This window comes from Pseudomonas sp. CFBP13528 (assembly GCF_005233615.1).
Classification (GTDB): domain Bacteria; phylum Pseudomonadota; class Gammaproteobacteria; order Pseudomonadales; family Pseudomonadaceae; genus Aquipseudomonas; species Aquipseudomonas fluorescens_AM.
Genome location: NZ_QGAJ01000008.1, coordinates 14,335 through 36,499 on the forward strand (window position 1 = coordinate 14,335; position 22,165 = coordinate 36,499).

General features: G+C 61.4%; 16 protein-coding genes and 1 pseudogene. 11 read left to right on the forward strand and 6 right to left on the reverse strand.

Annotated features, from left to right (window positions below; genetic code table 11):
* Positions 1-25 precede the first annotated feature (25 nt).
* Positions 26-2,131 carry an EAL domain-containing protein gene (locus PspCFBP13528_RS16260; RefSeq protein WP_137200689.1) on the reverse strand — a complete coding sequence of 702 codons (2,106 nt, stop codon included), beginning with the start codon at positions 2,129-2,131 and terminating at the stop codon, positions 26-28.
* A 323-nt stretch (positions 2,132-2,454) separates the two neighbouring features.
* Between PspCFBP13528_RS16260 and proP the strand changes: the two genes are divergently transcribed.
* Both proP and PspCFBP13528_RS16270 read left to right on the forward strand, forming a co-directional pair.
* Entirely contained in the window at positions 2,455-3,957 is a 1,503-nt protein-coding gene (gene proP / locus PspCFBP13528_RS16265) for a glycine betaine/L-proline transporter ProP (protein ID WP_137200691.1), read from the forward strand.
* A 52-nt stretch (positions 3,958-4,009) separates the two neighbouring features.
* The gene (locus PspCFBP13528_RS16270; RefSeq protein WP_065950378.1) at positions 4,010-4,516 is read left to right on the forward strand and encodes a GAF domain-containing protein; all 507 of its coding nucleotides are present in this window, start codon (positions 4,010-4,012) and stop codon (positions 4,514-4,516) included.
* Here PspCFBP13528_RS16270 and PspCFBP13528_RS16275 read toward each other — a convergent pair.
* A complete protein-coding gene (locus tag PspCFBP13528_RS16275) occupies positions 4,491-5,414 on the reverse strand; it encodes an AraC family transcriptional regulator (protein WP_137200693.1) in 924 nt (307 codons plus the stop codon). The two genes, PspCFBP13528_RS16270 and PspCFBP13528_RS16275, sit on opposite strands and share 26 nt — an antisense overlap.
* A gap of 176 nt (positions 5,415-5,590) precedes the next feature.
* Here PspCFBP13528_RS16275 and PspCFBP13528_RS16280 point away from each other — a divergent pair.
* Positions 5,591-6,060: pseudogene (locus PspCFBP13528_RS16280) on the forward strand (alpha/beta hydrolase).
* A complete protein-coding gene (locus PspCFBP13528_RS16285; RefSeq protein ID WP_137200695.1) occupies positions 6,057-7,247 on the forward strand; it encodes an MFS transporter in 1,191 nt (396 codons plus the stop codon). Before PspCFBP13528_RS16280 ends, PspCFBP13528_RS16285 begins: the two are co-directional and overlap by 4 nt.
* On the opposite strand, the gene PspCFBP13528_RS16290 is transcribed toward PspCFBP13528_RS16285, so the two are convergent.
* Positions 7,240-8,061, reverse strand: coding sequence for a helix-turn-helix transcriptional regulator (locus PspCFBP13528_RS16290; protein WP_065950373.1), 822 nt, complete (start codon positions 8,059-8,061; stop codon positions 7,240-7,242). The genes PspCFBP13528_RS16285 and PspCFBP13528_RS16290 overlap by 8 nt on opposite strands.
* 97 nt (positions 8,062-8,158) lie before the next feature.
* On the opposite strand from PspCFBP13528_RS16290, the gene PspCFBP13528_RS16295 reads away from it, so the two are divergent.
* Both PspCFBP13528_RS16295 and PspCFBP13528_RS16300 read left to right on the forward strand, forming a co-directional pair.
* On the forward strand, positions 8,159-9,370 hold the full coding sequence (locus tag PspCFBP13528_RS16295; protein WP_137200697.1) for an MFS transporter: 1,212 nt from the start codon (positions 8,159-8,161) through the stop codon (positions 9,368-9,370).
* A gap of 252 nt (positions 9,371-9,622) precedes the next feature.
* Positions 9,623-11,329, forward strand: a complete 1,707-nt coding sequence (locus PspCFBP13528_RS16300) for an amidase (protein ID WP_162515431.1) — start codon at positions 9,623-9,625, stop codon at positions 11,327-11,329.
* Between the two features lie 329 nt (positions 11,330-11,658).
* Here the strand turns inward: PspCFBP13528_RS16300 and PspCFBP13528_RS16310 are convergent, their stop codons facing one another.
* A complete protein-coding gene (locus PspCFBP13528_RS16310; protein WP_065950370.1) occupies positions 11,659-11,865 on the reverse strand; it encodes a DUF6434 domain-containing protein in 207 nt (68 codons plus the stop codon).
* A 156-nt stretch (positions 11,866-12,021) separates the two neighbouring features.
* Here PspCFBP13528_RS16310 and PspCFBP13528_RS16315 point away from each other — a divergent pair, with 156 nt between their 5' ends.
* Positions 12,022-12,453 carry a nuclear transport factor 2 family protein gene (locus tag PspCFBP13528_RS16315; protein WP_065950369.1) on the forward strand — a complete coding sequence of 144 codons (432 nt, stop codon included), beginning with the start codon at positions 12,022-12,024 and terminating at the stop codon, positions 12,451-12,453.
* 29 nt (positions 12,454-12,482) lie between these two features.
* Here the strand turns inward: PspCFBP13528_RS16315 and PspCFBP13528_RS16320 are convergent, their stop codons facing one another.
* On the reverse strand, positions 12,483-13,808 hold the full coding sequence (locus tag PspCFBP13528_RS16320) for a PLP-dependent aminotransferase family protein (protein ID WP_137200701.1): 1,326 nt from the start codon (positions 13,806-13,808) through the stop codon (positions 12,483-12,485).
* A gap of 88 nt (positions 13,809-13,896) precedes the next feature.
* On the opposite strand from PspCFBP13528_RS16320, the gene PspCFBP13528_RS16325 reads away from it, so the two are divergent.
* Positions 13,897-14,787: a DMT family transporter gene (locus tag PspCFBP13528_RS16325; RefSeq protein WP_065950367.1), complete on the forward strand. Its 891-nt coding sequence runs from the start codon at positions 13,897-13,899 to the stop codon at positions 14,785-14,787.
* Between the two features lie 69 nt (positions 14,788-14,856).
* Positions 14,857-15,744 carry a YghX family hydrolase gene (yghX, locus tag PspCFBP13528_RS16330; protein WP_137200703.1) on the forward strand — a complete coding sequence of 296 codons (888 nt, stop codon included), beginning with the start codon at positions 14,857-14,859 and terminating at the stop codon, positions 15,742-15,744.
* A gap of 39 nt (positions 15,745-15,783) precedes the next feature.
* Here the strand turns inward: yghX and PspCFBP13528_RS16335 are convergent, their stop codons facing one another.
* A complete protein-coding gene (locus tag PspCFBP13528_RS16335) occupies positions 15,784-16,656 on the reverse strand; it encodes a LysR family transcriptional regulator (protein WP_065950365.1) in 873 nt (290 codons plus the stop codon).
* A 127-nt stretch (positions 16,657-16,783) separates the two neighbouring features.
* On the opposite strand from PspCFBP13528_RS16335, the gene ampC reads away from it, so the two are divergent.
* Both ampC and PspCFBP13528_RS16345 read left to right on the forward strand, forming a co-directional pair.
* Positions 16,784-17,938 (forward strand): class C beta-lactamase, encoded by a 1,155-nt coding sequence (gene ampC / locus PspCFBP13528_RS16340; protein WP_101221258.1) that lies wholly within the window; start codon positions 16,784-16,786, stop codon positions 17,936-17,938.
* A gap of 309 nt (positions 17,939-18,247) precedes the next feature.
* Positions 18,248-22,150 carry a hypothetical protein gene (locus tag PspCFBP13528_RS16345; RefSeq protein ID WP_137200705.1) on the forward strand — a complete coding sequence of 1,301 codons (3,903 nt, stop codon included), beginning with the start codon at positions 18,248-18,250 and terminating at the stop codon, positions 22,148-22,150.
* The last annotated feature ends 15 nt before the right edge of the window (positions 22,151-22,165 follow it).

The following is a 22,165-nucleotide window of genomic DNA, read 5'->3' on the forward strand; positions in this document are numbered from 1 at the left end:
GTGCGCGCTTTTTCCCTATGACTCGTTACGCACGGCCCTTGTCAGGCGCCTGCGCGCCCTGGGCGCGCTGGGCGCGCTGGATGTCGGCCATGAACCCGTCGGCCGGCAGCGGATGGCCCAGCAGATAGCCTTGCAGCGAGTTACAGCCCAGGCGGGTCAGGAAGCGCTGCTGCGCATCGGTTTCCACGCCTTCGGCGACGATCCGCAAACCCAGGGCCTGGCCCAGCGCAACGATGGCCGACACGATGGCGGCGTCGTCGCTGTCGTGCTCCAGGTCGCGCACGAAACCACGGTCGATCTTCAGCTCATTGGCCGGCAGGCGCTTGAGGTACATCAGGCTGGAATAGCCGGTGCCAAAGTCATCGATGGACAGGTCGACGCCCATGTCCGAGAGCCGTTGCAACACCGTCATGCTCGCGTCTGCATCGCTCATGGCGGTGGTTTCGGTGATCTCCAGGGTCAGGCTGTTGGCCGGCAATTGGTGCCGCTCAAGGGCGGCGGCCACGCTGGCGACCAGCCCGGCGTGGCAGAACTGCAACGCCGACAGGTTCACCGCAATGCGCCAGTCTTCGTAGCCCTGGGCGTACCACAGGCGCATCTGGCGACAGGCTTCATCGAGTACCCACTCGCCGATGGGAATGATCAGCCCGGTTTTTTCCGCCAGTTCAATGAACGTGGCCGGCAGCAACAGGCCTTGCTGTGGATGCTCCCAGCGCAACAGCGCCTCTGCCCCTACCGCAATCCCGCTGATCGCGTCGAACTTGGGCTGGTAGTACAAACGAAATTGCGCGTTGTCCAGAGCGTTGCGCAGGTCCTGCAATAACTGCAGCTGTTTGCGCGCGTTGGTGTTCATCGACACATCGAAGAACCGGTAGCCGTTCTTGCCCATGCCCTTGGCGTGGTACATCGCCGCATCGGCATTCATCAACAGCTCCTGGGGGTTGCTACCGTTGCCCGGGAAGATGGCAATGCCGATGCTGGCGGAGATTTTCAGCTCGTGTTCGGCGACCGTGAATGCACGGTTGATCAGGCCGACCTGGCGTTCGGCCAGGCCCATGGCGTCGTCCGGCTGGGTCAGTTGCACCATCAATACAAACTCGTCACCGCCGATGCGCGCCAAGGTGTCCTGGCTGCGCAGGTCCTCGCGCAGGCGCAGGCCGACCTCGCGCAGCAACTGGTCACCCATGTGGTGACCAAAGGCATCGTTGACCGGCTTGAAGCCATCCAGGTCGATAAACATCAGCGCAAAGCAACCGCCCTGCTCCTTCACCGCCTGGATACCTTGTTGAATTCGGTCTGCCAGCAGCGTGCGATTGGGCAGGCCGGTGAGCATGTCGTGCAGGGCCAGGTGGGTCAGTTCCTGGTTGGCCAGGGTCAGGGAGTCAGCCAGCACGGCGGTACGCGCTTCCAGCCGGGCGTCGAGCAGCGAGGTCAACAGGGCGATGACCAGCACCGCCAACGAAGTCACCAGCACCAGGTTATCCAGGCCCTTGCCGCTCAAGCCGGTCTGTGCGGCGGTGCAGAAGCTGTCGTCGGCAAAACGCGCGGCGGCCATGCCGGTGTAATGCATGCCGACGATAGCCACGCCCATCACCACCGCCGCGCCACTGCGCGCCAGGCGCACATAAGGCGTATTGCGGCGCAGGTTGAAGGCGATCCACAGCGCCGCGCCGCAAGCCAGCACCGCGATCAATAACGATGCGCCGAACAATGCGGGATCGTAATCAATGCCCGGCGTCATGCGCATCGCGGCCATACCGGTGTAGTGCATGCTGGCGATGCCCGCGCCCATGACCAACGCGCCGAATGCCAGTTGCCAGGCCGGCAGGCGCGGCTGGCTGACCAGCCATAACGCAAACCCGCTGGATAACACGGCAATCAGCAATGACAGCGCGGTAAGGTCCAAGTCGAAACCGAGGGCGAACGGCAGGCGCAGGGCCAGCATGCCGATAAAGTGCATCGACCACACCCCTACGCCCATCGCCACGGCACCCCCGGTGATCCATAGATAAACCGTACGTCCCTGGGCGGTGGCGATCCGGCCCGCCAGGTCCAGCGCGGTGTAGGACGCCAGGATGGCGACACACAGGGACATCACGACAAGGGAGGTGGTGTAGCTACCAGTGAGCATGGGGTTTCTCGCGGTTTGACAGCCCGGGCCGGGGTGGCAAAGCGGCGGATTGTAGCGAGAATATTTCTGGACAGGTGATTAATTGCTTGGTGGATACGGGCGGGTTTGCAGGGTCAAAATAAGTGGCTTTGCCAGGTGCTGTGCAACGCTGGATTGCCCAGCACAGCGCGCACATTTTCGCGGCGCTGCTGACGCATGCGGTGCCCGCCGTGAGAAAAAATCTGCCGAAGGGTGAATTATTTCGTGTCCGCTTGTATCTGAAGTGACAGAGCGGTGCCATCGCCACGATGGCACCTCCCCGTTCAGCTTCTAGAGTGGCCCGCATGAAATTACGTAAGAAACGCGTCAGTCCGATCGGATTGAACGACATCACCATTGTCGACGATAACAAGATGCGCAAGGCGATCACCGCCGCCGCATTGGGCAACGCCATGGAATGGTTCGACTTTGGCGTCTATGGGTTTGTCGCCTATGTGCTGGGCAAGGTGTTCTTCCCGGACGCGTCCCCCAGCGTACAAATGATCGCTGCACTGGCCACGTTCTCCGTCCCCTTCCTGATCCGCCCACTGGGTGGCTTGTTCTTCGGCGCCCTGGGTGACAAATACGGGCGGCAGAAAGTCCTCGCCGCCACTATCGTGATCATGTCCCTGAGCACCTTCGCCATCGGCCTGATTCCCGGCTACGCGTCCATTGGTATCTGGGCGCCGATCCTGTTGCTGCTGTGCAAAATGGCCCAGGGCTTCTCGGTGGGCGGCGAATACACCGGCGCGTCGATTTTCGTCGCCGAATATGCCCCGGACCGCAAGCGCGGCTTTTTGGGCAGTTGGTTGGATTTCGGCTCGATTGCCGGCTTCGTACTGGGTGCGGGCGTGGTGGTTTTGATTTCCACGGTGCTCGGCGAGGCGGAATTCGAGGCCTGGGGCTGGCGCCTGCCGTTCTTCCTGGCGCTGCCGCTGGGCATTATCGGCCTGTACCTGCGCCACGCCCTGGAAGAAACCCCGGCGTTCCAGCAGCATGTCGACAAGCTCGAACAGGGTGACCGCGAAGGTCTCAGCCATGGCCCCAAGGTGTCGTTCAAAGAGATCGCCACCAAGCACTGGCGCAGCCTGCTGACCTGCATCGGTATCGTCGCGGCCACCAACGTGACCTACTACATGCTGCTCACGTACATGCCCAGCTACCTGTCGCACAACCTGCATTACGCCGAAAACAGCGGCGTGCTGATCATCATCGCGATCATGGTCGGCATGCTGTTCGTGCAACCGTTCATCGGTTTTGTCAGCGACAAGATCGGGCGCAAGCCGTTCATCATCGCCGGCAGCATCGGCCTGCTGTGCCTGTCCATCCCGGCGTTCATGCTGATTACCAGCGGCAAGACCGGGCTGATCTTCAGCGGCCTGCTGATCCTGGCGATCGTGCTGAACTTCTTTATCGGCGTGATGGCCTCCACGCTGCCCGCTATGTTTCCGACACATCTGCGCTACAGTGCATTGGCCAGCGCGTTCAACGTCTCGGTGCTGATTGCCGGCGTCACGCCCACCGCAGTGGCGTGGCTGGTGGAAAGCACCAACGACCTGTACATGCCGGCTTATTACTTGATGGTATTCGCCCTGGTGGGCCTGGTTACCGGCCTGACCATGAAGGAAACCGCCAATAAGCCACTGCGCGGCGCGGCCCCGGCAGCTTCCGATATGGAAGAAGCCAAGGAATTGCTGCAGGAGCATCATGACGATATCGAGCAGAAGATCGAGGACATCGATGCCGAAATTGCAGCCCTCCAGGCCAAGCGCGAAAACCTGGTGCAGCAGCACCCGCGGATTAATTAAGACCTGACTGTGCGTGGTCGCGGCCCGCGGCCACGCACATTGGAGTGATCACATGGTTCCAAGCGTCAACTACGCACAATCGCTGCTGAGCGCCGATGAACGCGCGGCCATCGCCGAAATCGAAGCGAGCACCAATATTCTCAAGCTGGTCACCCGCCTGACCGGCATGCGCTTTGCCGGCATCGCCAAATTCACCGACCTGGAGTGGGTGGTCTGCTCGGCCTACGACCCTATGCAAATGGGCATCCACGTGGACGACGTACTCGACCTGGAAACCACCCTGTGCAGTGAATTCTGCGTCAATCCCCAAACCCTGTTCGTGCCGCAAATCAGCGTCGACGGCCGCTTTGCCTCGCGCCCGGTGGTCAAGCAATACGCGATCGAAAGCTATGCCGGTGCGCCGATTTTCCTGCCCGACGGGCGCCTGTTCGGTGCGCTGTGTGCGCTCGATTCACGCGCCACGCTGTTCGACGATCCCAACCTGCCGGAAACCCTGAGCCTGTTTGCCCGACTGATCGGGTGCATCTTCTACGCTAACCTGGCCCCGGCAGATCAGTGACAGCTACCCCGCCCCGCAGCGCAGCGATGTCGCGCCTGGGTGGCACGCCAAACAGCCGACTGTACTCACGGCTGAACTGCGACGGGCTTTCATAGCCAACCTTGAACGCGGCACTGGACACGTCCTGGTGCTCGTTCAACATCAATCGTCGAGCCTCGTTCAAGCGCAGCCATTTCTGATACTGCAACGGGCTCATCGAGGTCAGTTGCCGAAAGTGATGATGAAAGGTTGCCGCGCTCATTTGCACGCGCGCCGCCAGTTCTTCCACGCGCAATGGGCTATCGAAATTCAGTTTCAGCCAATCGATGGCCTTGGCGATCCGATAGCCCTGCCCGTCCACCGAGCAGATCTGGCGCAGCCGGCCGGCCTGGTCGCTCTGCAATAACCGGTAGTGAATCTCGCGCTGGATCAACGGCGCCAATACCGCTATCGCTTCGGGCTCATCGAGCAGCGCCACCAGGCGCGCGAAGGCCGCCAGCATGCCACCCGTCACCGAGCCGATGCCAACGCCCTTCATCATCGCGCGCTCACGCGTGGGCGGCAGGTCGCCCTGGGCGATCAGCTCGGCCAGCATGCGCAGGTCGAGTTTGAACGTCAGCCCCAGGCACGGCTGCTCGGCGCTGGCGGCCAGCACTTCGGAGTTGGCCGGGATGTCCAGCGAAGTCACCAGAAATCGTGACGTGTCGTAGGGATAGCCCTCACCGCCGACCCACAACTGTTTCTTGCCCTGCACCACCAGCACGATGCTCGGTTCGACCATGCACACCACCGGTGCGGCCGGCCGTTCACGCCGATAGAAGCCCAGGCCGGGTATCGGCATTGGGCAATCCCCTGGCGCCTGGATGTGCAAGTCAATGGACTGGATCAGCGTGTCCAGCGCCGGTGGATTGATCGTCATGGCGGGCTCTTCCAATGCATCAATGAATGTCTTGACAGGACTGTACCCGCACCGGATACCGACGTCTGCGCCACAGCATGAAACTCAGAGAATCAGGCAAGTAATCCGTTCAAATGCACTACAGAAGCTCTGCTGGCACCGGGAAAATGCTCGGACACTTCGCAAGGAACTTCCCGATGAAACGCCTTCTGCTTGCTCTGGGTTTGCTGGTGACCTCCCTGTCCTCATCAGGAGCCGATATGTCCAACGGTGCTGATAACTTCTACACAAGCGATAAGGTGACCGCCGAGAACGTCACCTTCAATAACCAATATGGGATGCAGGTCGCGGGCACGTTGTTTGCGCCAAAAAATCGGGTTGCTGGTTCAAAGAACCCGGCCATTGTCGTCGGTCATCCAATGGGCGCCGTCAGGCAACAAAGCGCTAACCTCTACGCCACCAAAATGGCCGAACACCACGTCCACTGTTGTTGATTGCCGGGGCCGACGCGCATTCCCGTGAATTCAGCGAAGACGCCTTTGAGCGCGCTGCCGAGCGCAAGCAATTGCTGATCATCCCGAATGCGGGGCACGTCGATCTCTATGACCGGATCGACGTGATCCCATTCGCCACACTCACCACCTTCTTCCAGAGCCATTTGAAATGATCCCGGCCTCCCCTCACCCCCAACGCTGGGGCGCCGTACTGGCCATGTCGCTGGCGGCATTCGCCCTGGTCGCGTCCGAGTTCATGCCGGTCAGCCTGCTGACCCCACTGGCCGCTGACCTGCATATCACCCAAGGCCAGGCCGGCCAGGGGATTTCGGTGTCCGGGTTGTTTGCCCTGCTCACCAGCCTGGTGATCGCCTCGATTGCCGCGCGTGTGGATCGCAAACGCCTGCTGATGGCGCTGACGCTGCTGATGATCGTCTCAGGCAGCGTGGTGGCATTCGCCCCCAATTACCTGGTGTTCATGCTTGGGCGCGCGTTGATTGGCGTGGCGATTGGCGGCTTCTGGTCACTCTCGGCGGCCACGGCGATGCGCCTGGTACCAGAGCCTCAGGTGCCACGTGCCTTGGCCATCGTCAACGGCGGCAATGCGCTGGCAACGGTGATTGCGGCGCCGCTGGGCAGCTTTCTCGGCGGGATCATCGGCTGGCGCGGCGCGTTTTTCTGTGTAGTGCCAGTGGCCGTGATCGCATGGCTATGGCTGCTGATGAGCCTGCCCACCCTGAAAAACCGGGCCGAGGCAAAAACCGGCAATGCACTGCGCTTGATGAAAAACCCAACGCTGGCATTGGGCATGGCGGCCATCAGCCTGTTCTTCATGGGCCAGTTCATGCTGTTCACCTATCTGCGCCCGTTCCTGGAAAGTGTCACCAGGGTCGAGGTGTCCACACTCTCGTTGATGCTGCTGGTGCTCGGCCTGGCGGGTCTGGCGGGGACGTTCCTGATTGAACGCTTGCTCAAGCACAACCTGTACCCGACGCTGATTGCCATCCCGCTGATCATGGCAGGCATCGCGCTCGGATTGCTGGAGTTCGGCGAATCAACCCACATGACCGCTGTATTGCTGGGCAGTTGGGGCCTGGTGGCGACCGCCGCACCGGTGGGCTGGTGGACATGGTTGTCGAGAACCTTGCCGGATGACGCCGAGGCCGGCGGCGGGTTGATGGTTGCCATTATCCAATTGGCGATTGCCGCGGGCGCCACGGTCGGCGGCGCGGCCTTCGACCTGAGCGGCTACCGGGCAACCTTTGAGCTCAGCGCAGGATTGCTGGTGGCCGCCACGTTGCTGGCCTACCTGGCATCACGTCGCCCACTGCATGCTCGAGTTGTCAACAGCGCTACTTGAAGAAATGACTCGGCGTCTTGCCAAACTGTTTCTTGAACATGCTGGTAAAGGCGCTCGGGCTGTCATAGCCCAACTCAAGGGCCACATCGATAATCTTCTCGCCCACTGCGATGCGCTCCAGCGCCAACAGCAAGCGTGCCTGTTGGCGCCACTGGCCGAAGGTCATGCCGGTTTCGCGACGAAACAGGCGCTGGATGGTCGTTTGATCCAGGTCCAGGCGCGCGCTCCAATCGGCGACCGTGGACGCATCACCCGGGTCTTGCTGCAAGGTCAGGCAGATGCGGTTGATACGCGGGTCGGCGGGCTGCGGCAGGGATAATGGCAGCGCGGGCAGGATCGCCAGCTCATCCAGCATCAGGCGCATGATCCTGGCGTCGCGCGAGTTCTCGGCATAGGGCGGTTTCAAGCTGACCGAGGCTTTGATCAATTCCCCGAGCAACGGCGAAACCGTCACCGTCTTCGGCTCGGTCGGCAGGTTCGCAAAGCTGTCCGGGCGCACGAAGACGCTGCGCATTTTCAACGTGCCCACACAGCGCAGCGCATGCACATGCCCACAGGGCATCCAGAAGCCACGGTTGGGTGGCACCGTCCATTGGTTCAGCGCCGAATGCACCACCATCACGCCCTCGATAGCGTAGAGCAGCTGATGTTTGTTGTGACTGTGTTCGGGAATCACCCAGTTTTGCGGATAATCAGTGGCCGAGCTGATGACGGCCCAATCGCCTTCATCGATCTCGTTTAGGAATTCGTCGAGGGATTTGATGGTTTCGCCCTTTTTGCGATGTTTTCTGCCCGAATTTCGCGAGACAGGCATTTTTGTCGACTCTAGCATAGTGCCCGAAACAATTAGAAATGGGCTGTCAGCTCAAGTACTGTCTGCCTCTGTTAGCTGCCTTGTATGGAATGCATGAATGTCGACCCTCACCGCGACACCCGCCGCTGCAACCACTACGCCCCAGATAAGCCCGCTGGTCATGCGCGTGCTCGGCGCCTGTGCCCTGGCGCACCTGATCAATGACTTGATCCAGGCCGTGCTGCCGTCGATCTACCCGATGCTCAAGGCCAACTATGGCCTGACGTTTACCCAGGTCGGCCTGATCACCCTGACCTTCCAACTGACCGCATCCCTGCTGCAACCGTGGATCGGCTACCACACCGACCGTCACCCCAAGCCCTGGCTGTTGCCGGCGGGTATGGTCTGCACCTTGATCGGCATCCTGATGCTGGCATTTGTCGGCAGCTTCCCGGCGATCCTGCTGGCGGCGGCGCTGGTGGGTGTCGGCTCATCGACGTTTCACCCGGAAACATCCCGCGTGGCACGCTTGGCCTCCGGCGGCCGCTACGGTTTGGCGCAATCGACGTTCCAGGTCGGCGGCAACACCGGCAGCGCCTTCGGCCCGTTGCTGGCGGCGGCCATCATCATTCCCTACGGCCAGTCCCATATCGCCTGGTTCGGCCTGTTCGCGGTGTTCGCAATCGGGGTGCTGTACGGTTTGAGCCGCTGGTACCGTCACCACCTCAACCTGTTCAAGCTCAAGCAAGGCAGTCAGCCGACCCACGGTTTGTCCAAAGGCCGCGTGACCTTTGCGCTGGTGGTACTGGCGCTGTTGGTGTTCTCCAAATACTGGTACATGACCAGCCTGACCAGCTACTTTACGTTCTACCTGATCGAAAAATTCCAGCTGTCGGTCGCCAGCTCCCAGATGTACCTGTTCCTGTTCCTCGGCGCGGTGGCCGTGGGCACCTTCGCTGGCGGGCCGATCGGCGACAGGATCGGCCGCAAGAAAGTCATCTGGTTTTCGATTCTCGGCGCCGCGCCGTTCACCCTCGCCCTGCCCTACGTCGACCTGTTCTGGACCGCCGTGCTCAGCGTGATCATCGGTTTTATCATCGCTTCGGCGTTCTCGGCCATCGTGGTATTCGCCCAGGAGCTGGTGCCGGGTAATGTCGGCATGATCGCCGGGATATTCTTCGGCCTGATGTTCGGTTTCAGCGGAATCGGCGCGGCGTTGCTGGGCTTGCTCGCGGATCACCACGGTATCGAATACGTCTACAAGCTCTGCTCGTTCCTGCCGTTGGCGGGTATCCTGACGATCTTTTTGCCCTCGACCAAAGGCGTCTGAGCCTGCCGCTGACCAGTGGGTGCACACTTGAACAATGTGGGAGGGGGCTTGCCCCCGATAGCGATGTGTCAGTCGACATCTACTTGACTGAAACACCGCCATCGGGGGCAAGCCCCCTCCCACATTGGTATGTTTCTCCTCTTTGGAGCGCAATGTGGATGATCAGGCCGCTTACCTTAGCGGTAAGCTGGCACTGGCAAATATCTGTACGTAGACTGCCGCCATACCCCCATTTGAAGGCGGCGAAAAAAAGTGATGCAAGTTACCGAAGTCTCCATTGCCCAATTGCGCGCTGCGCTTGAATCCGGCCACACCACTGCCGTTGAACTGGTCCGCGCCTACCTGGCGCGGATCGAGGCCTATGACGGCCCGCAGACCGCTACTGCGCTGAACGCCGTGGTGGTGCGCAATCGCGAAGCCTTGAAGGAAGCCCAAGCGTCCGATGCACGCCGGGCACAAGGCCAGACGCTGGGGCCGCTGGATGGCATTCCCTATACCGCCAAGGACAGTTACCTGGTCAAGGGCCTCACCGCCGCGTCCGGCAGCCCGGCATTCGCCAGGCTGATCGCCCAGCGCGATGCCTTCACCATTGAGCGCTTGCGCGCCGGCGGTGCCATCTGCCTGGGCAAGACCAATATGCCGCCCATGGCCAACGGCGGCATGCAACGGGGTGTATATGGCCGTGCCGAAAGCCCGTACAACGCCGCTTACCTCACCGCACCGTTCGCCTCGGGGTCGTCCAACGGCGCCGGCACGGCGACAGCGGCAAGCTTCGCCGCGTTTGGCCTGGCCGAAGAAACCTGGTCGAGCGGTCGCGGCCCGGCCTCCAATAACGGTTTGTGTGCGTACACGCCTTCGCGTGGGGTGATTTCGGTGCGCGGCAACTGGCCGCTGACCCCGACCATGGACGTGGTGGTGCCCTATGCGCGAACCATGGCCGACTTGTTGGAAGTGCTCGACGTGGTGGTCGCCGACGACCCCGACACCCGCGGCGACCTGTGGCGCCTGCAGCCCTGGGTGCCGATCCCCAGCGTCAGCTCGGTACGCCCGGCGTCTTATGCCGAACTCGCAGAGGGCAGTACGGCCCTCGCCGGCAAACGCTTCGGCGTGCCGCGCATGTACATCAACGCCGATCCCGAGGCCGGCACCAGCGAAAAACCGGGAATCGGTGGGCCGACCGGCCAAAAGATCCACACCCGCGCCTCGGTGATCGAGCTGTGGCAGGCCGCGCGCCAGGCCCTGGAAGCCGCCGGCGCCGAAGTCATCGAGGTGGATTTCCCCTTGGTGTCCAATTGCGAAGGCGACCGCCCCGGCGCGCCCACGGTGTTCACCCGAGGCCTGGTGTCCAGGCAATTTCTGCACGATGAGTTATGGGAACTCTCGGCCTGGGCTTTTGATGATTTCCTGCGCGCCAACGGCGACCCGGCCCTGAACCGCCTGGCGGATGTCGATGGCGCGAAAATTTTCCCCCACGACCCCGGCACCCTGCCCAACCGCGAAGACGACCTGGCCGCCGGCATGGACGAATACGTGCGCATGGCCCAGCGCGGCATCACGCCGTGGAACGAGATCGGCACCTTACCCGATGGCTTGCGCGGTCTTGAGCAAACCCGTCGCCTGGACCTGGAAGACTGGATGGAGACCCTGGGCCTCGACGCAGTGCTGTTCCCGACGGTGGCTGATGTCGGCCCCGCCGATGCGGATGTCAACGAAGCCTCTGCCGATATTGCCTGGAGCAATGGCGTATGGGTGGCCAACGGTAACCTTGCCATCCGCCACCTCGGCGTGCCTACGGTCACTGTACCGATGGGCGTGATGGCGGACATCGGCATGCCGGTCGGGCTGACGTTTGCCGGGCGGGCCTATGACGATTCGGCGCTGCTGCGCTTTGCCGCGGCGTTTGAAGCCACTGGCAACAAACGCGTAATCCCGCCGCGCACACCGCCGCTGCAAGCCTAACAGCCAACGTGTATCCAGCTGATGCTCCGAGGTCCAAATGTGGGAGGGGGCTTGCCCCCGATGGCGGTGTGCCCTCTCTGCGGCCAGCGTGGTTTGACGGGGCGCCTGAGATCAACAGCGACTCGCTTCGCATCGTGGTTACGGGTGGGCGCTGCAGCGTTGTGTAGGAGCGAGCTTGCTCGCGAAAAATTCACAGGCACCGCGTTCATTCAGGAAGCACGCGTTATTGTTGACGTTTTTCGCGAGCAAGCTCGCTCCTGCAGTGGGCGCTGTACGTTAATCGAGTGGTACCAGGGCAGGCCCCCTCCCACACGGGTGCTGTATTCACCTCAAGCAGCGCGACGCTGCCACTCGTCCACCACATCGCCCAGCGTCTTGGGCACGCCATTGCGTATCCAGGCCATGAATGGACGGTTGAACTTGAACGCCGGGCCGCAGTGCTCAAGCATGAAGCGGCGCACGTTCTGGGTATTCCTGTAGCTTGGGGTTACGGGTGTAGCCCGGGTGATAACGCCACTGTGCCAGTCAAAATCCATTTTATGCCTCGCGAGTGGGGATGCTGGTCACCCACATAACCGCAAAGGCGATCAGATCTCTGCAAAATTTCACTTTCCTTCTCCCTCGCACTTAATGCATGGTTGTACGACGACATACCTCGTCGTATTTACACCCACAAAAACAAGGAAACACCCATGCCCAACTTCAAAGTGCTGATCGCTTTCCTGTGCCTGTTCTGCGGTTACGTCACAGCCGCGCCGGCTCCCGCCGAGAAGGATGTGGCCCAGGCGGTCGATCAACTGACCCAGGCCATGTTGCACCTGGATCTCAAGCAACTGCAAGCGCTGACCTCGGACACCCTCACCTACGGCCACTCCAGCGGTAAGGTGCAGAACAAGGCGCAGTTCATCGCTGATCTGGAAAGCCATACCAGCGCGTTCAAGACCCTGGAAATGCAAAACCAGACCATCACCCTGAACGGCGACACCGCGCTGGTGCGCAACCACTTTCACGCCCTGGCGGTGAACAGTGGCGTGGAGGTGCCGACCGATATCGACAACTTCCAGGTCTGGCAGAAGCAGCAAGGCAAATGGCTGCTGATCGGTCGCCAGGCTTATAAATACTGATCCTCGCCGGTGAGCCGTTCAGCCGCGGCTCACCATTGCACCACCTTGCGCACCGTGATCAACGCCTGGTGTAACGCCGTCATCGACACCGACCCCAGGGCCAGGCGCAGGGCATGGGGCACCTGTGCGCAGACGGCAAACGGTTCGGCGGTGGAGACGCAAATACCCTCGCGCTGCAAGCTCATGGCCACCTGATCGGCGCGGGCGTCTTCGGTCAGCGGTAGCCACAAGAAATACGATGAGGGGTGACTGATATAGCTCAGCCCCGCCAGCACTTGCGCCGCCAAACGTTGCCGCGCCTGGGCATCTTCGCGTTTTTGCGCCTCCAGCCGCGCAACGGTGCCATCTTCGATCCAGGCCACGGCGATCGCACTCATCACCCCCGGTACATTCCAGGTGGTTGCCATCAAGGTGCGCTCCAAACGCTTGACCCAAGCCAGGGGCGTCGCGACAAAACCCACGCGCAAGCCAGTGGCGACACTCTTGGAAAACCCGCCGACGTACACCGTGCGCTCAGGCGCCAGCGTCGCCAGCGGCGGCGGTGCGTGTTCGGCGAGAAACGCGTAGGCGGCGTCCTCGATGATCATCAGCTGATGCTGTCGGGCAATCGCCACCAAGTGCTCGCGTTGCGCCAGGCTCATCACCCAGCCCAGCGGGTTATGCACGGTCGGCATGCTGTAGACCGCGCGTACCGGGCGCTTGCGGCACAGGGCCTGCAGGTGATCCAGGTCCGGGCCGATGGCGCTGGCGGGGATTGCGACGATTTCCAGGTGCAGGGTTTCAGCCAGCACTTTCAAGCCCGAATAGGTCAACGCGTCCACGGCAATCACGTCGCCGGGTTTGAGCAGCGCCATCATCGTGACAGCCAAGCCGTGCTGGGCGCCGCTGACCAGCAACACCTGTTCGGCCTGCACCGCCAGCCCGCGATGCAACAGGTGCCGCGCGACCACCGCACGCTCATGCAGGCGGCCGGCATGGGGTTGATAACGCAACAGCGCTTCGAGGTCGCCCGACAACGCCAGCTGGCGCAGTGCGGTACGTAACAGGTCTGTCTGGCCGGGCAAGGACGGGTAGTTGAAATTCAGGTCGAGCATGCCCGCCGCCACAGGCATCTGCCCGCTGCCCTGCCCCGGCGGCAACGCTATCTCGCGCACGAAGGTGCCACGCCCGGTCTCACCACTGACCAGCCCCATCGCCTCCAACTCGCTGTACACCCGGCTCGCCGTAGCCAGCGCCAGCCCATGGTCGGCGGCGAGCTGGCGGTGCGTAGGCAGGCGTGTGCCGGGCGGCATGTCGCCCGAGCGAATGCCTTCGGCGAACGTATCGACCAGCGATTTGTAACGAGCGCGCGGCATAGTGGATGTATCCATGACAATTTTTTGATTGCCCCAATCTTCAGCCCTAGGATGGCGCCTACGCAACTTCCCTTTTCTGGACCGCCCCATGGCACGCAGCTCGTTTCTCGGCACTCTGGACACCCGCACCCAGGGCTGGATCAACGGTTTTATCGGCGTGCTGATTTTCAGCGGGTCGTTGCCGGCCACGCGCCTGGCGGTGATGGCGTTCGACCCGGTGTTCCTGACCATGATCCGCGCGACGCTCGCGGCCATCCTGGGGTTGTGCCTGCTGCGGCTGTTCAAGGAAAAACGCCCCACCCGCCAACAATGGGCGCCCTTGGCCATCGTCGCACTCGGGGTGGTGATCGGGTTCCCACTGCTGACCGCGCTCGCGCTGCAATACGTGACCTCGGCGCACTCCATTGTGTTTATCGGCCTGCTGCCACTGGCAACGGCGATTTTCGCCGTACTGCGCGGCGGTGAGCGGCCAAGGCGGGTGTTCTGGTTGTTTTCGGTGCTGGGCAGCGCGCTGGTGATGGGATACGCCTTTGCCCAGGGCCTGAGCGCCGCGCCCGCCGGGGATGTGCTGATGCTGTTGGCGGTGCTGGTCTGCGGCCTGGGCTATGCCGAAGGCGCCACGCTGTCACGTAGCCTCGGCGGCTGGCAGGTGATTTGCTGGGCCCTGGTGGTGGCGCTGCCCATCGTCGCGCCGTTGAGCCTGCTGCTGGCGCCCGCCTCGTTCGCAGGCATCAGCCTGCCGGCCTGGCTGAGCCTGGGTTACGTAGCAGTGTTCAGCATGTTGGTCGGCTTCGTGTTCTGGTATCGCGGCCTGGCCCAGGGTGGCATCGCCGCAGTCGGCCAGTTGCAGCTGCTGCAACCGTTCTTTGGCCTGGCCCTGGCGGCGGGCCTGCTGCGTGAGCAGGTGAGCCTGGGGATGCTGCTGGTCACGGTGGCGGTAATCGGTTGCGTGGCCGGGGCCAAAAGGTTCGCACGCTAGCGCGACGGCCCAAGGCCTGCTAAACAGAAGTGTCGTCCCCCGCCCTATTGCCAATCGAGGACTGCACCGATGACGCGTCTCACCGCCAAAGACTTTGCGCCCGAACTGCTGGAACTCTACGACGGCTACGCCCACGGCACGCTTAACCGCCGCGAATTTCTCGACCGCGCCGCACTGTTTACCTTGGGCGGCCTGACCGCCTCGGCCCTGCTCGCAGCCCTGAGCCCCGACTATGCACTGGCCGAACAGGTGAAATTCACCGATCCGGATATCGTCGCCGACTACATCACTTACCCATCACCCAAGGGCAACGGCACGGTACGCGGCTACCTGGTGCGGCCGGCCAAGGCCGTCGGCAAGTTACCTGCAGTGGTGGTGGTGCATGAAAACCGTGGTCTGAACCCCTATATCGAAGACGTCGCGCGGCGCCTGGCCAAGGCCGGCTTTATCGCCCTGGCGCCGGACGGCCTGACCTCGGTGGGCGGCTACCCCGGCAACGATGAAAAAGGCGTGGCCCTGCAGCAGACCGTCGACCCGACCAAGCTGATGAACGACTTCTTCGCCGCCATCGAGTGGCTGATGCACCACGACAGCAGCACCGGCAAAGTCGGCATCACCGGTTTCTGTTATGGCGGCGGCGTAACCAACGCTGCGGCGGTGGCCTACCCCGAGCTTGGCGCAGCCGTGTCGTTCTACGGACGCCAGCCTGAGGCGGGGGACGTGCCGCGCATCAAGGCGCCGATCATGCTGCACTACGGTGAATTGGATGCGCGCATCAATGAGGGTTGGCCGGCCTACGAGCAGGCGCTGAAGGCCGCGGGCACGACGTACGAGGCGTATATCTACAAGGGCGCCAATCACGGTTTCCATAATGATTCGACGCCACGTTATGACGATGCGGCGGCGAACCTGGCCTGGGAACGCACCCTGGGATGGTTTCGCAAGTACCTCGCTTAGACACAATCAAACTGTGGAAGGGCAACTGCCCCTTCCGCATCAGCCAGCACTCGTCTGCAACCAGCCTTTGAACGCCAGCATTGCCGGCGTTTCGGACCGTGACTGCAAGCGCGTCAGCCAGTAACTGCCGGTGCTGATCTGCACCTCGAAGGGCTGGCGAATCCTGTCGTTCTCCAACTGCCGCGAAAACATCCGTGCCGGCGCCAATGCCACGCCGATGCCCTGCAGCGCCGCGTCCATCATCGCCAACGACGAATCGAACACGATGCTGCGCGGCACCAGCGTGTCTGACGGCAGGCCGGCGGCCCGGAACCACAGACTCCATTCATCGGCGCGGTAAGAGCGCAGCAACGTATGTTTCAACAGGTCGGCCGGCGTGTGCAGCTGTTCGGCAAGGTGCGGCACGCAGAGCACGCTCAGCGGTGCTTCCAGCAGTTGGCAGGCCTCGGTACCGTGCCAGGCGCCGGCGCCGAAACGGATCGCGTAGTCCAGGCCTTCAGCGGCGACATCGACACGGTTGTTGTGCGTGGACAGGCGCAGGTCGATAAACGGGTAGCGACTCTGGAACTCCGGCAGGCGCGGCAACAGCCAGCCCACCGCGAAGGTACCGACGGCGCCGACCGCCAGCACCTCACGGTAATGCCCGGCCTCGAACTGGCCTAGCGTATGGGCAATGCGATCGAACGATTCACGCAGCACCGGCAACAGGGTTTCGCCTTCGCGCGTGAGCATCAGCCCGCGCGGCAAGCGTTTGAACAGTGTGACGTTGAGTTGCGCTTCCAGGCTTTTGACCTGGTGGCTGACCGCCGCCTGAGTAACGCATAACTCAATAGCTGCCCGGGTAAAGCTCAAGTGCCGGGCGGATGCCTCGAACGCTCTTAACGCGTTGAGAGGCAAATGAGAACGCAACATCGTGACCCCAAATTTTCTAATGGCTGACGCGAGATATGATCCTTTGTCCAATATCGACAAACTGTATAGATTTGCCCCGCCTGCGCAGGCTGCTCATTGATTCGATCACATTCATGGAAGCGCTATGATGCCCCAACACAACCTGTCCGCAGTGCGTAAATTCACCGCCCTTGCGTTATTTATCGCCACCGGCGACTGCCTCGCCGCCACCGACTTGCGTGCCGTGGTGGATGCCGGGGTCAAGCCCTTGATGCAGCAGCAGTCCATCCCCGGCCTGGTGGTCGCCGTGGTGCAAGATGGCAAGGCGCAATACTTTAGTTACGGCATGGCCGACAAGGATGCCCAACGCGCCGTGACCGAAAACACCCTGTTCGAGGTGGGTTCGGTCAGCAAGACGTTTACCGCCACGCTGGCCGGGTACGCCGTGGCGCAGGGCAAGCTCAAGCTGGCAGACCCTGCCAGCCACTACCTGGCAGCATTGCGTGGAACCCCATTCGATCGCATCAGCGTACTCAACCTGGGCACTTACACCGCCGGCGGCTTGCCGCTGCAATTTCCCGCTGAGGCGGACACTGCGCAGCGCATGATCGGTTACTACCAGCAGTGGAAACCCGACTTCGCGCCAGGTGCCCGGCGTTTGTATTCCAACCCAAGCCTCGGGCTGTTCGGCTACCTGGCCGCACAAAGTCTCGGGCAACCGTTCGACACGCTGATGCAGGACACACTGCTGCCCAAGCTCGGACTCAACCACACCTTCCTCCATGTGCCCGCCGAGCAGCGCGGCCTGTACGCACAGGGCTACAGCTCTGACGGCAAACCGGTGCGGGTCAGTCCGGGCGCCCTGGACAGCGAAGCCTACGGTATTAAGACCAGTGCCGCGGACCTGCTCCACTACGTTGAAGCGAACCTCAACCCGGCTGGCCTGGAAAAACCGGTGCAACAGGCCATCGCGAACGTCCAGACCGGCTACTACCAAGTCGGCGCCACCACCCAGGCACTGGGCTGGGAGTACTACGCGTACCCGGTCAAGCTGCAAACCCTGATCGACGCAAACTCCACGCCGATGGCCATGGAGCCGCACCCAGTCACCTGGTTGCCGACGCCGCAGGTACAACCGGCCAATGTGCTGTTCAACAAAACCGGTTCGACCCGTGGTTTCGGTGCCTATGTGGCATACGTACCGAGCAGGAAAATAGGCGTAGTGATCCTGGCCAATAAAAATTACCCGAATGAAGAACGCGTGAAAGTGGCCCATTCAATCCTGCGTGCCATGGACCACTGAAACCGAGTGGCTGAGCAAGGCCTCGACTCGCTGAATGTCTAACCAGCCCGCACGAGCCGGCGTCGCCGGGGAAGCAAGCTGAAATAACTGAGCCTGGAACGTCGCGCTCGACTCCTGCAACGAATCTCGCTGCTGCACGTACGAAGCGTGCAGAAGCGATCGTCGTCTTCCTGGAGTTCATTTATGCCGGCAGTTTCTCCCGCTCTGATTCCCAGCCCCGCCGTACAAGCGCCCCCCCAGTCCCCGCCGGTAACCGCTGTGACGGTACCCGCCCCTGCACCAGTTCCCAGCGCCGATGTGCCTGCGTGGGTGAACCTGATCAAGAAAAACCCGGATTACAAAGCTGACATGGCGCTCTCGGCCGCTTATGCCGATGCGCTGGTGGAGGCTGCGACCGGCACAGATACCAATGCCTATGACACGCCGCACTTGCCCGTTTCTCCAGACTCGACGTTCGGGCAATGGCGCCAGCAACTCGACGCCCTGCTGGCGAGCCACGACTTTGGACAGTGGGCCGACGCCCAGCATATCGATCAATCCAAACCCATCCGTATCGCCCCTGCCAATGGCACCTCACAGGCGCATATCGTCGCCTCGCTCAAGGCAGCCTCACCCCGCGAGAAGGCGCCCTTGGTGTTATTCGCGGCCGGCCAGGGCAAGACGCTGCCGCACACGTGGCCACTCATCATGCAGGCCGCCAGTACCTTGTCACCCAACGGTCATTCACTTGAGGTGCCTGCGGTCGGTCGGGCATCGTCCAGCGTGCACGCCGAACGCCCCGCCTCAATCAGAGAGATCGCCAGCTTTTATGGCGAGGTGCTGCCCTCCACCGTGCAAACCGCCGCGCAACGAGCCACTCAGCTCAAACAGGCAGATTCGTTTCCCGCCGGTGATAGCTCACTTTCGACGGCGCAGCTCGACACGCGCACCGGGGATCGGCTTGAGCACCAACAGAAAACCCTGGGCGACATACGTAATGACAACCGATTGTTCCAACAGTTGAGCAATGTTCTGCACCTGATCGACGCCGACACCGAGCCAGACGAAACCCGCCCTTACTCCATCACCACACTGCCTACACCCGAAGCGATCGAACGGGCTGAAAAAGCCAAGATCAAAGACCTGCTCAAAGGCACTCACCTTGAAATAGATCCTTCGTCCTGGTACTTCCAGGATGAGCAACTCATGCCCGAAGACAACGTGACGCTGGAGCAATTCATCCATGACAAGTTCGGTAAGATTCCCGAGACAAGAGCAGAAATCCTCAACCTGATAGGCCTTCTCAAACAAACGGAACCCGCGACGCCCCCCCATGGCAATTACACCGGAGCCTTGGGGTGGGAAGCGCCCGTCAGCGCGTCCGAGCAACGGGAGCTTTATTCCCACATTGCGTACAACAACCTGCAATTGCCAGGTCTCAGCACGGGAAAAAAAACAGATGCTTTCAATTACCTGACCAAAAATCGACACTGGACAAGCACCGAGCTGCGCAACCCTGCCCATGTGCTGCGGGAGATACTTGCATCGCCAAAGGCCAGGGAATTGGAAGCCTCGCTGCAGAAAAAAATGGGCGCCGCCGAAAACCCCGACAGCTGCGACTGGGTACTGGCCGCCATGCTATTGGGGCTGGACGCGCCAACCTGGCTGCGCACGCCTAAAAAAGCCAATCAAACCGCAGGCTTCGACCTGGCCGACAAAGCCTTTCACGGAAAACCGCTCGACACCATCAAACATGCGCTGGTCGAGCATCTGGTGCAGACCCGGCGCGCCTCGCAAGAGATGGCGCCCGTGGCCGCGCATCTGCTGCTGGCGAGCGCGGCGCCGGAGCTTCAGGTCAAGGACATCCCCAAAGACGTGACCTATGGCTCACCGGCCTGGTTCAGCCTGAAAGCCACGGTGGCCTACATCGAAGCGAAGCACCCGGGAAGCAGTTCATTGATGAGCTTTGCCGAAGTGGTCAAGTACGGCAACGTCAACCCGATCAGCGACGCTGACCAAACCTTGCTCAATGAGGTCAAGCAGGCTGCAGTCATTGACTGGGCCTTGGCCTATGGCGTACTCAAACCCTCGGCGACGGGTGAGTATTCGGCCGAACAGCTGAACGCTGCGCACACGACGTTCACTGAAGTCATGACCGGGCTGAAGAAGATCAAGCAGGATGTGAACGCACCTGTGCCCCTGCAAAAGTCGATGGCACTGGAGGTACTGGGACAGCACATAAAAAATGTCCCGCTTGAAGCAGCGGTCATTACAAACCCCCAGTCAAGAACCAATAACGCACTCAACGACGGGCTTTTGCACGTCAATACCGGCCCTTATTCGTTGTTGGACATGTACCTCTCCGAGCATGCACCTAACCTCAAGGACGATAACACCTGGTATTCACTCGACCCCTCAAAGGTGCCGGACGCCGCGATCAAACTGCTGGGCGATCTGCCTGACATCAAGTCCCGGCATCGCGACGCGGTGGCCAACTTTCAGCAAAGCCGGGCCAGCGGCCTGGTCAACCTGACCAAACACCTGATCGCGCAACTGCCGATAGAGGACCGTCAGCACCTTGAGTTCGGCAAACTCGACCTCTTTATCGAGGGCACCGTCATCAAACATACCAGCTACACCCGGGCGGGCGATATCAATCACGACCAGCCATTCCCGAAACAGGCGAGCGACAAGCGCTCATTGATCGTCAGGGCCACCCATGGCGACAGCGTCAAGGCCTATGAATTCTGCCCGCAACAGAACACGTTGAAACCACTGAGCGACTTCAAGCCCGGCCTGCAAGGCGACTGGGCCCGCCAGCCAGCCGGCATTATCGGCGGCGACAAATTCTCCAACACCGCCATCGAGCCCTTTGACGTGCCGGCGGGCGTGTCCGGCAGCCTCGACGCCACCCCACCTGGCGACGGGGCTGTCCCGGCCTCGTATACCAGCGCCCGCAGCCAGTTTCTCGGTGAGCTTCTGGCCCGGCACACCTTTGGCAATCGCCCGCTCGACGGGTGGGTGAGCGCAACCGGTCACACCACGCGTTTCAGTGAAGAAGATCAAGACTTCGAACATAGCAAGGAGCTGTTGCTGGGATCGATACCTGGCGTGAACCTGGTCAGGAACGTGGTCAAGGGAGACTGGCTGGCCGTGACATCCGGGCTTATATTTGATGGGGTGATGTATGCCACCACCGCCGGCCTGGGAGGTGGGCTCAAGGGGGTTAAAACCCTGGGGGCCGCCACAAAGCGTACACCTCAGACCTTCGGCAACCGCTTCTTCAATCGCACGCGGGCATTGACGTCATCGACACCAGCGACTGACGTCGACCGGCTATTGCGCGGGCGTACGGGGCGCAACGATCTCTCGAAATTCGCCACCCGCCCCGATGTCGCAGAGGGTACTTACAGGAAAAACGGTGCGACTTTCTCAGTGCAGGCGAAGCTTGACAAAAAAACCGGGAAAATCCACGCATTCGACCCGGTGAAAAACCGCACCTATGGAAAACCGCTGGAGAACTTCACGCCCCATGCGCACGTTGATAATGCACTCCCCGGCACCAGTCGCAGTAGCCTTACGGGCAGGGAGCGTGCGCTGGATACCGCATTGGGGCGCGATAACGTGATTCAGATGGGGGGCCCGATGGAGGATTTGAAAATGCTGGGCCATGAAATGCACACGTTCTCCGATAAAGGCAAGACGCGACTCAACATCGTCGCACACGGCCGTAAGCCCAGTGCGATGGACCAGGGATTCGGTACGGGTACACGTGCTTATGTGGATAATGTTCCTTATGACGCCCCTGGGTTGGTCAAATTGCTGCGGAGCAAAGGGGTCGATCCGGCCAAGTACAAAAGTGTACGTCTTTTGATTTGCTACTCGGCAAATGGACGCCACAGGCCCTTCGCACGTCTATTTCAAAAAGAAATAAAACGGCCGGTCAAAGCTTTTGAGGGACCGGTGTTCATGAGTCACGGCTCGACGCCCATGGCGAACTTTCATAAAAAGGCCCAAGAGATAGTGACGCGAAACTCGCCGCACCTGGGCCCGCACGCGGTGAATAGAGAAGCCGACAAGCTGATGGACGCCATGTTCGGCAAGGGTCAGGTCACTCCCCATATAGAAAAAGCTCATGGGAGCACAATTCGCGTCAACATAGCCCCTATGGATGCTCCGGAAGTCTGGCGGGACACGGTCATCACTTACCAGCCACGCCAGTTCAAACGCTAAGCCAATGCCAGTCCT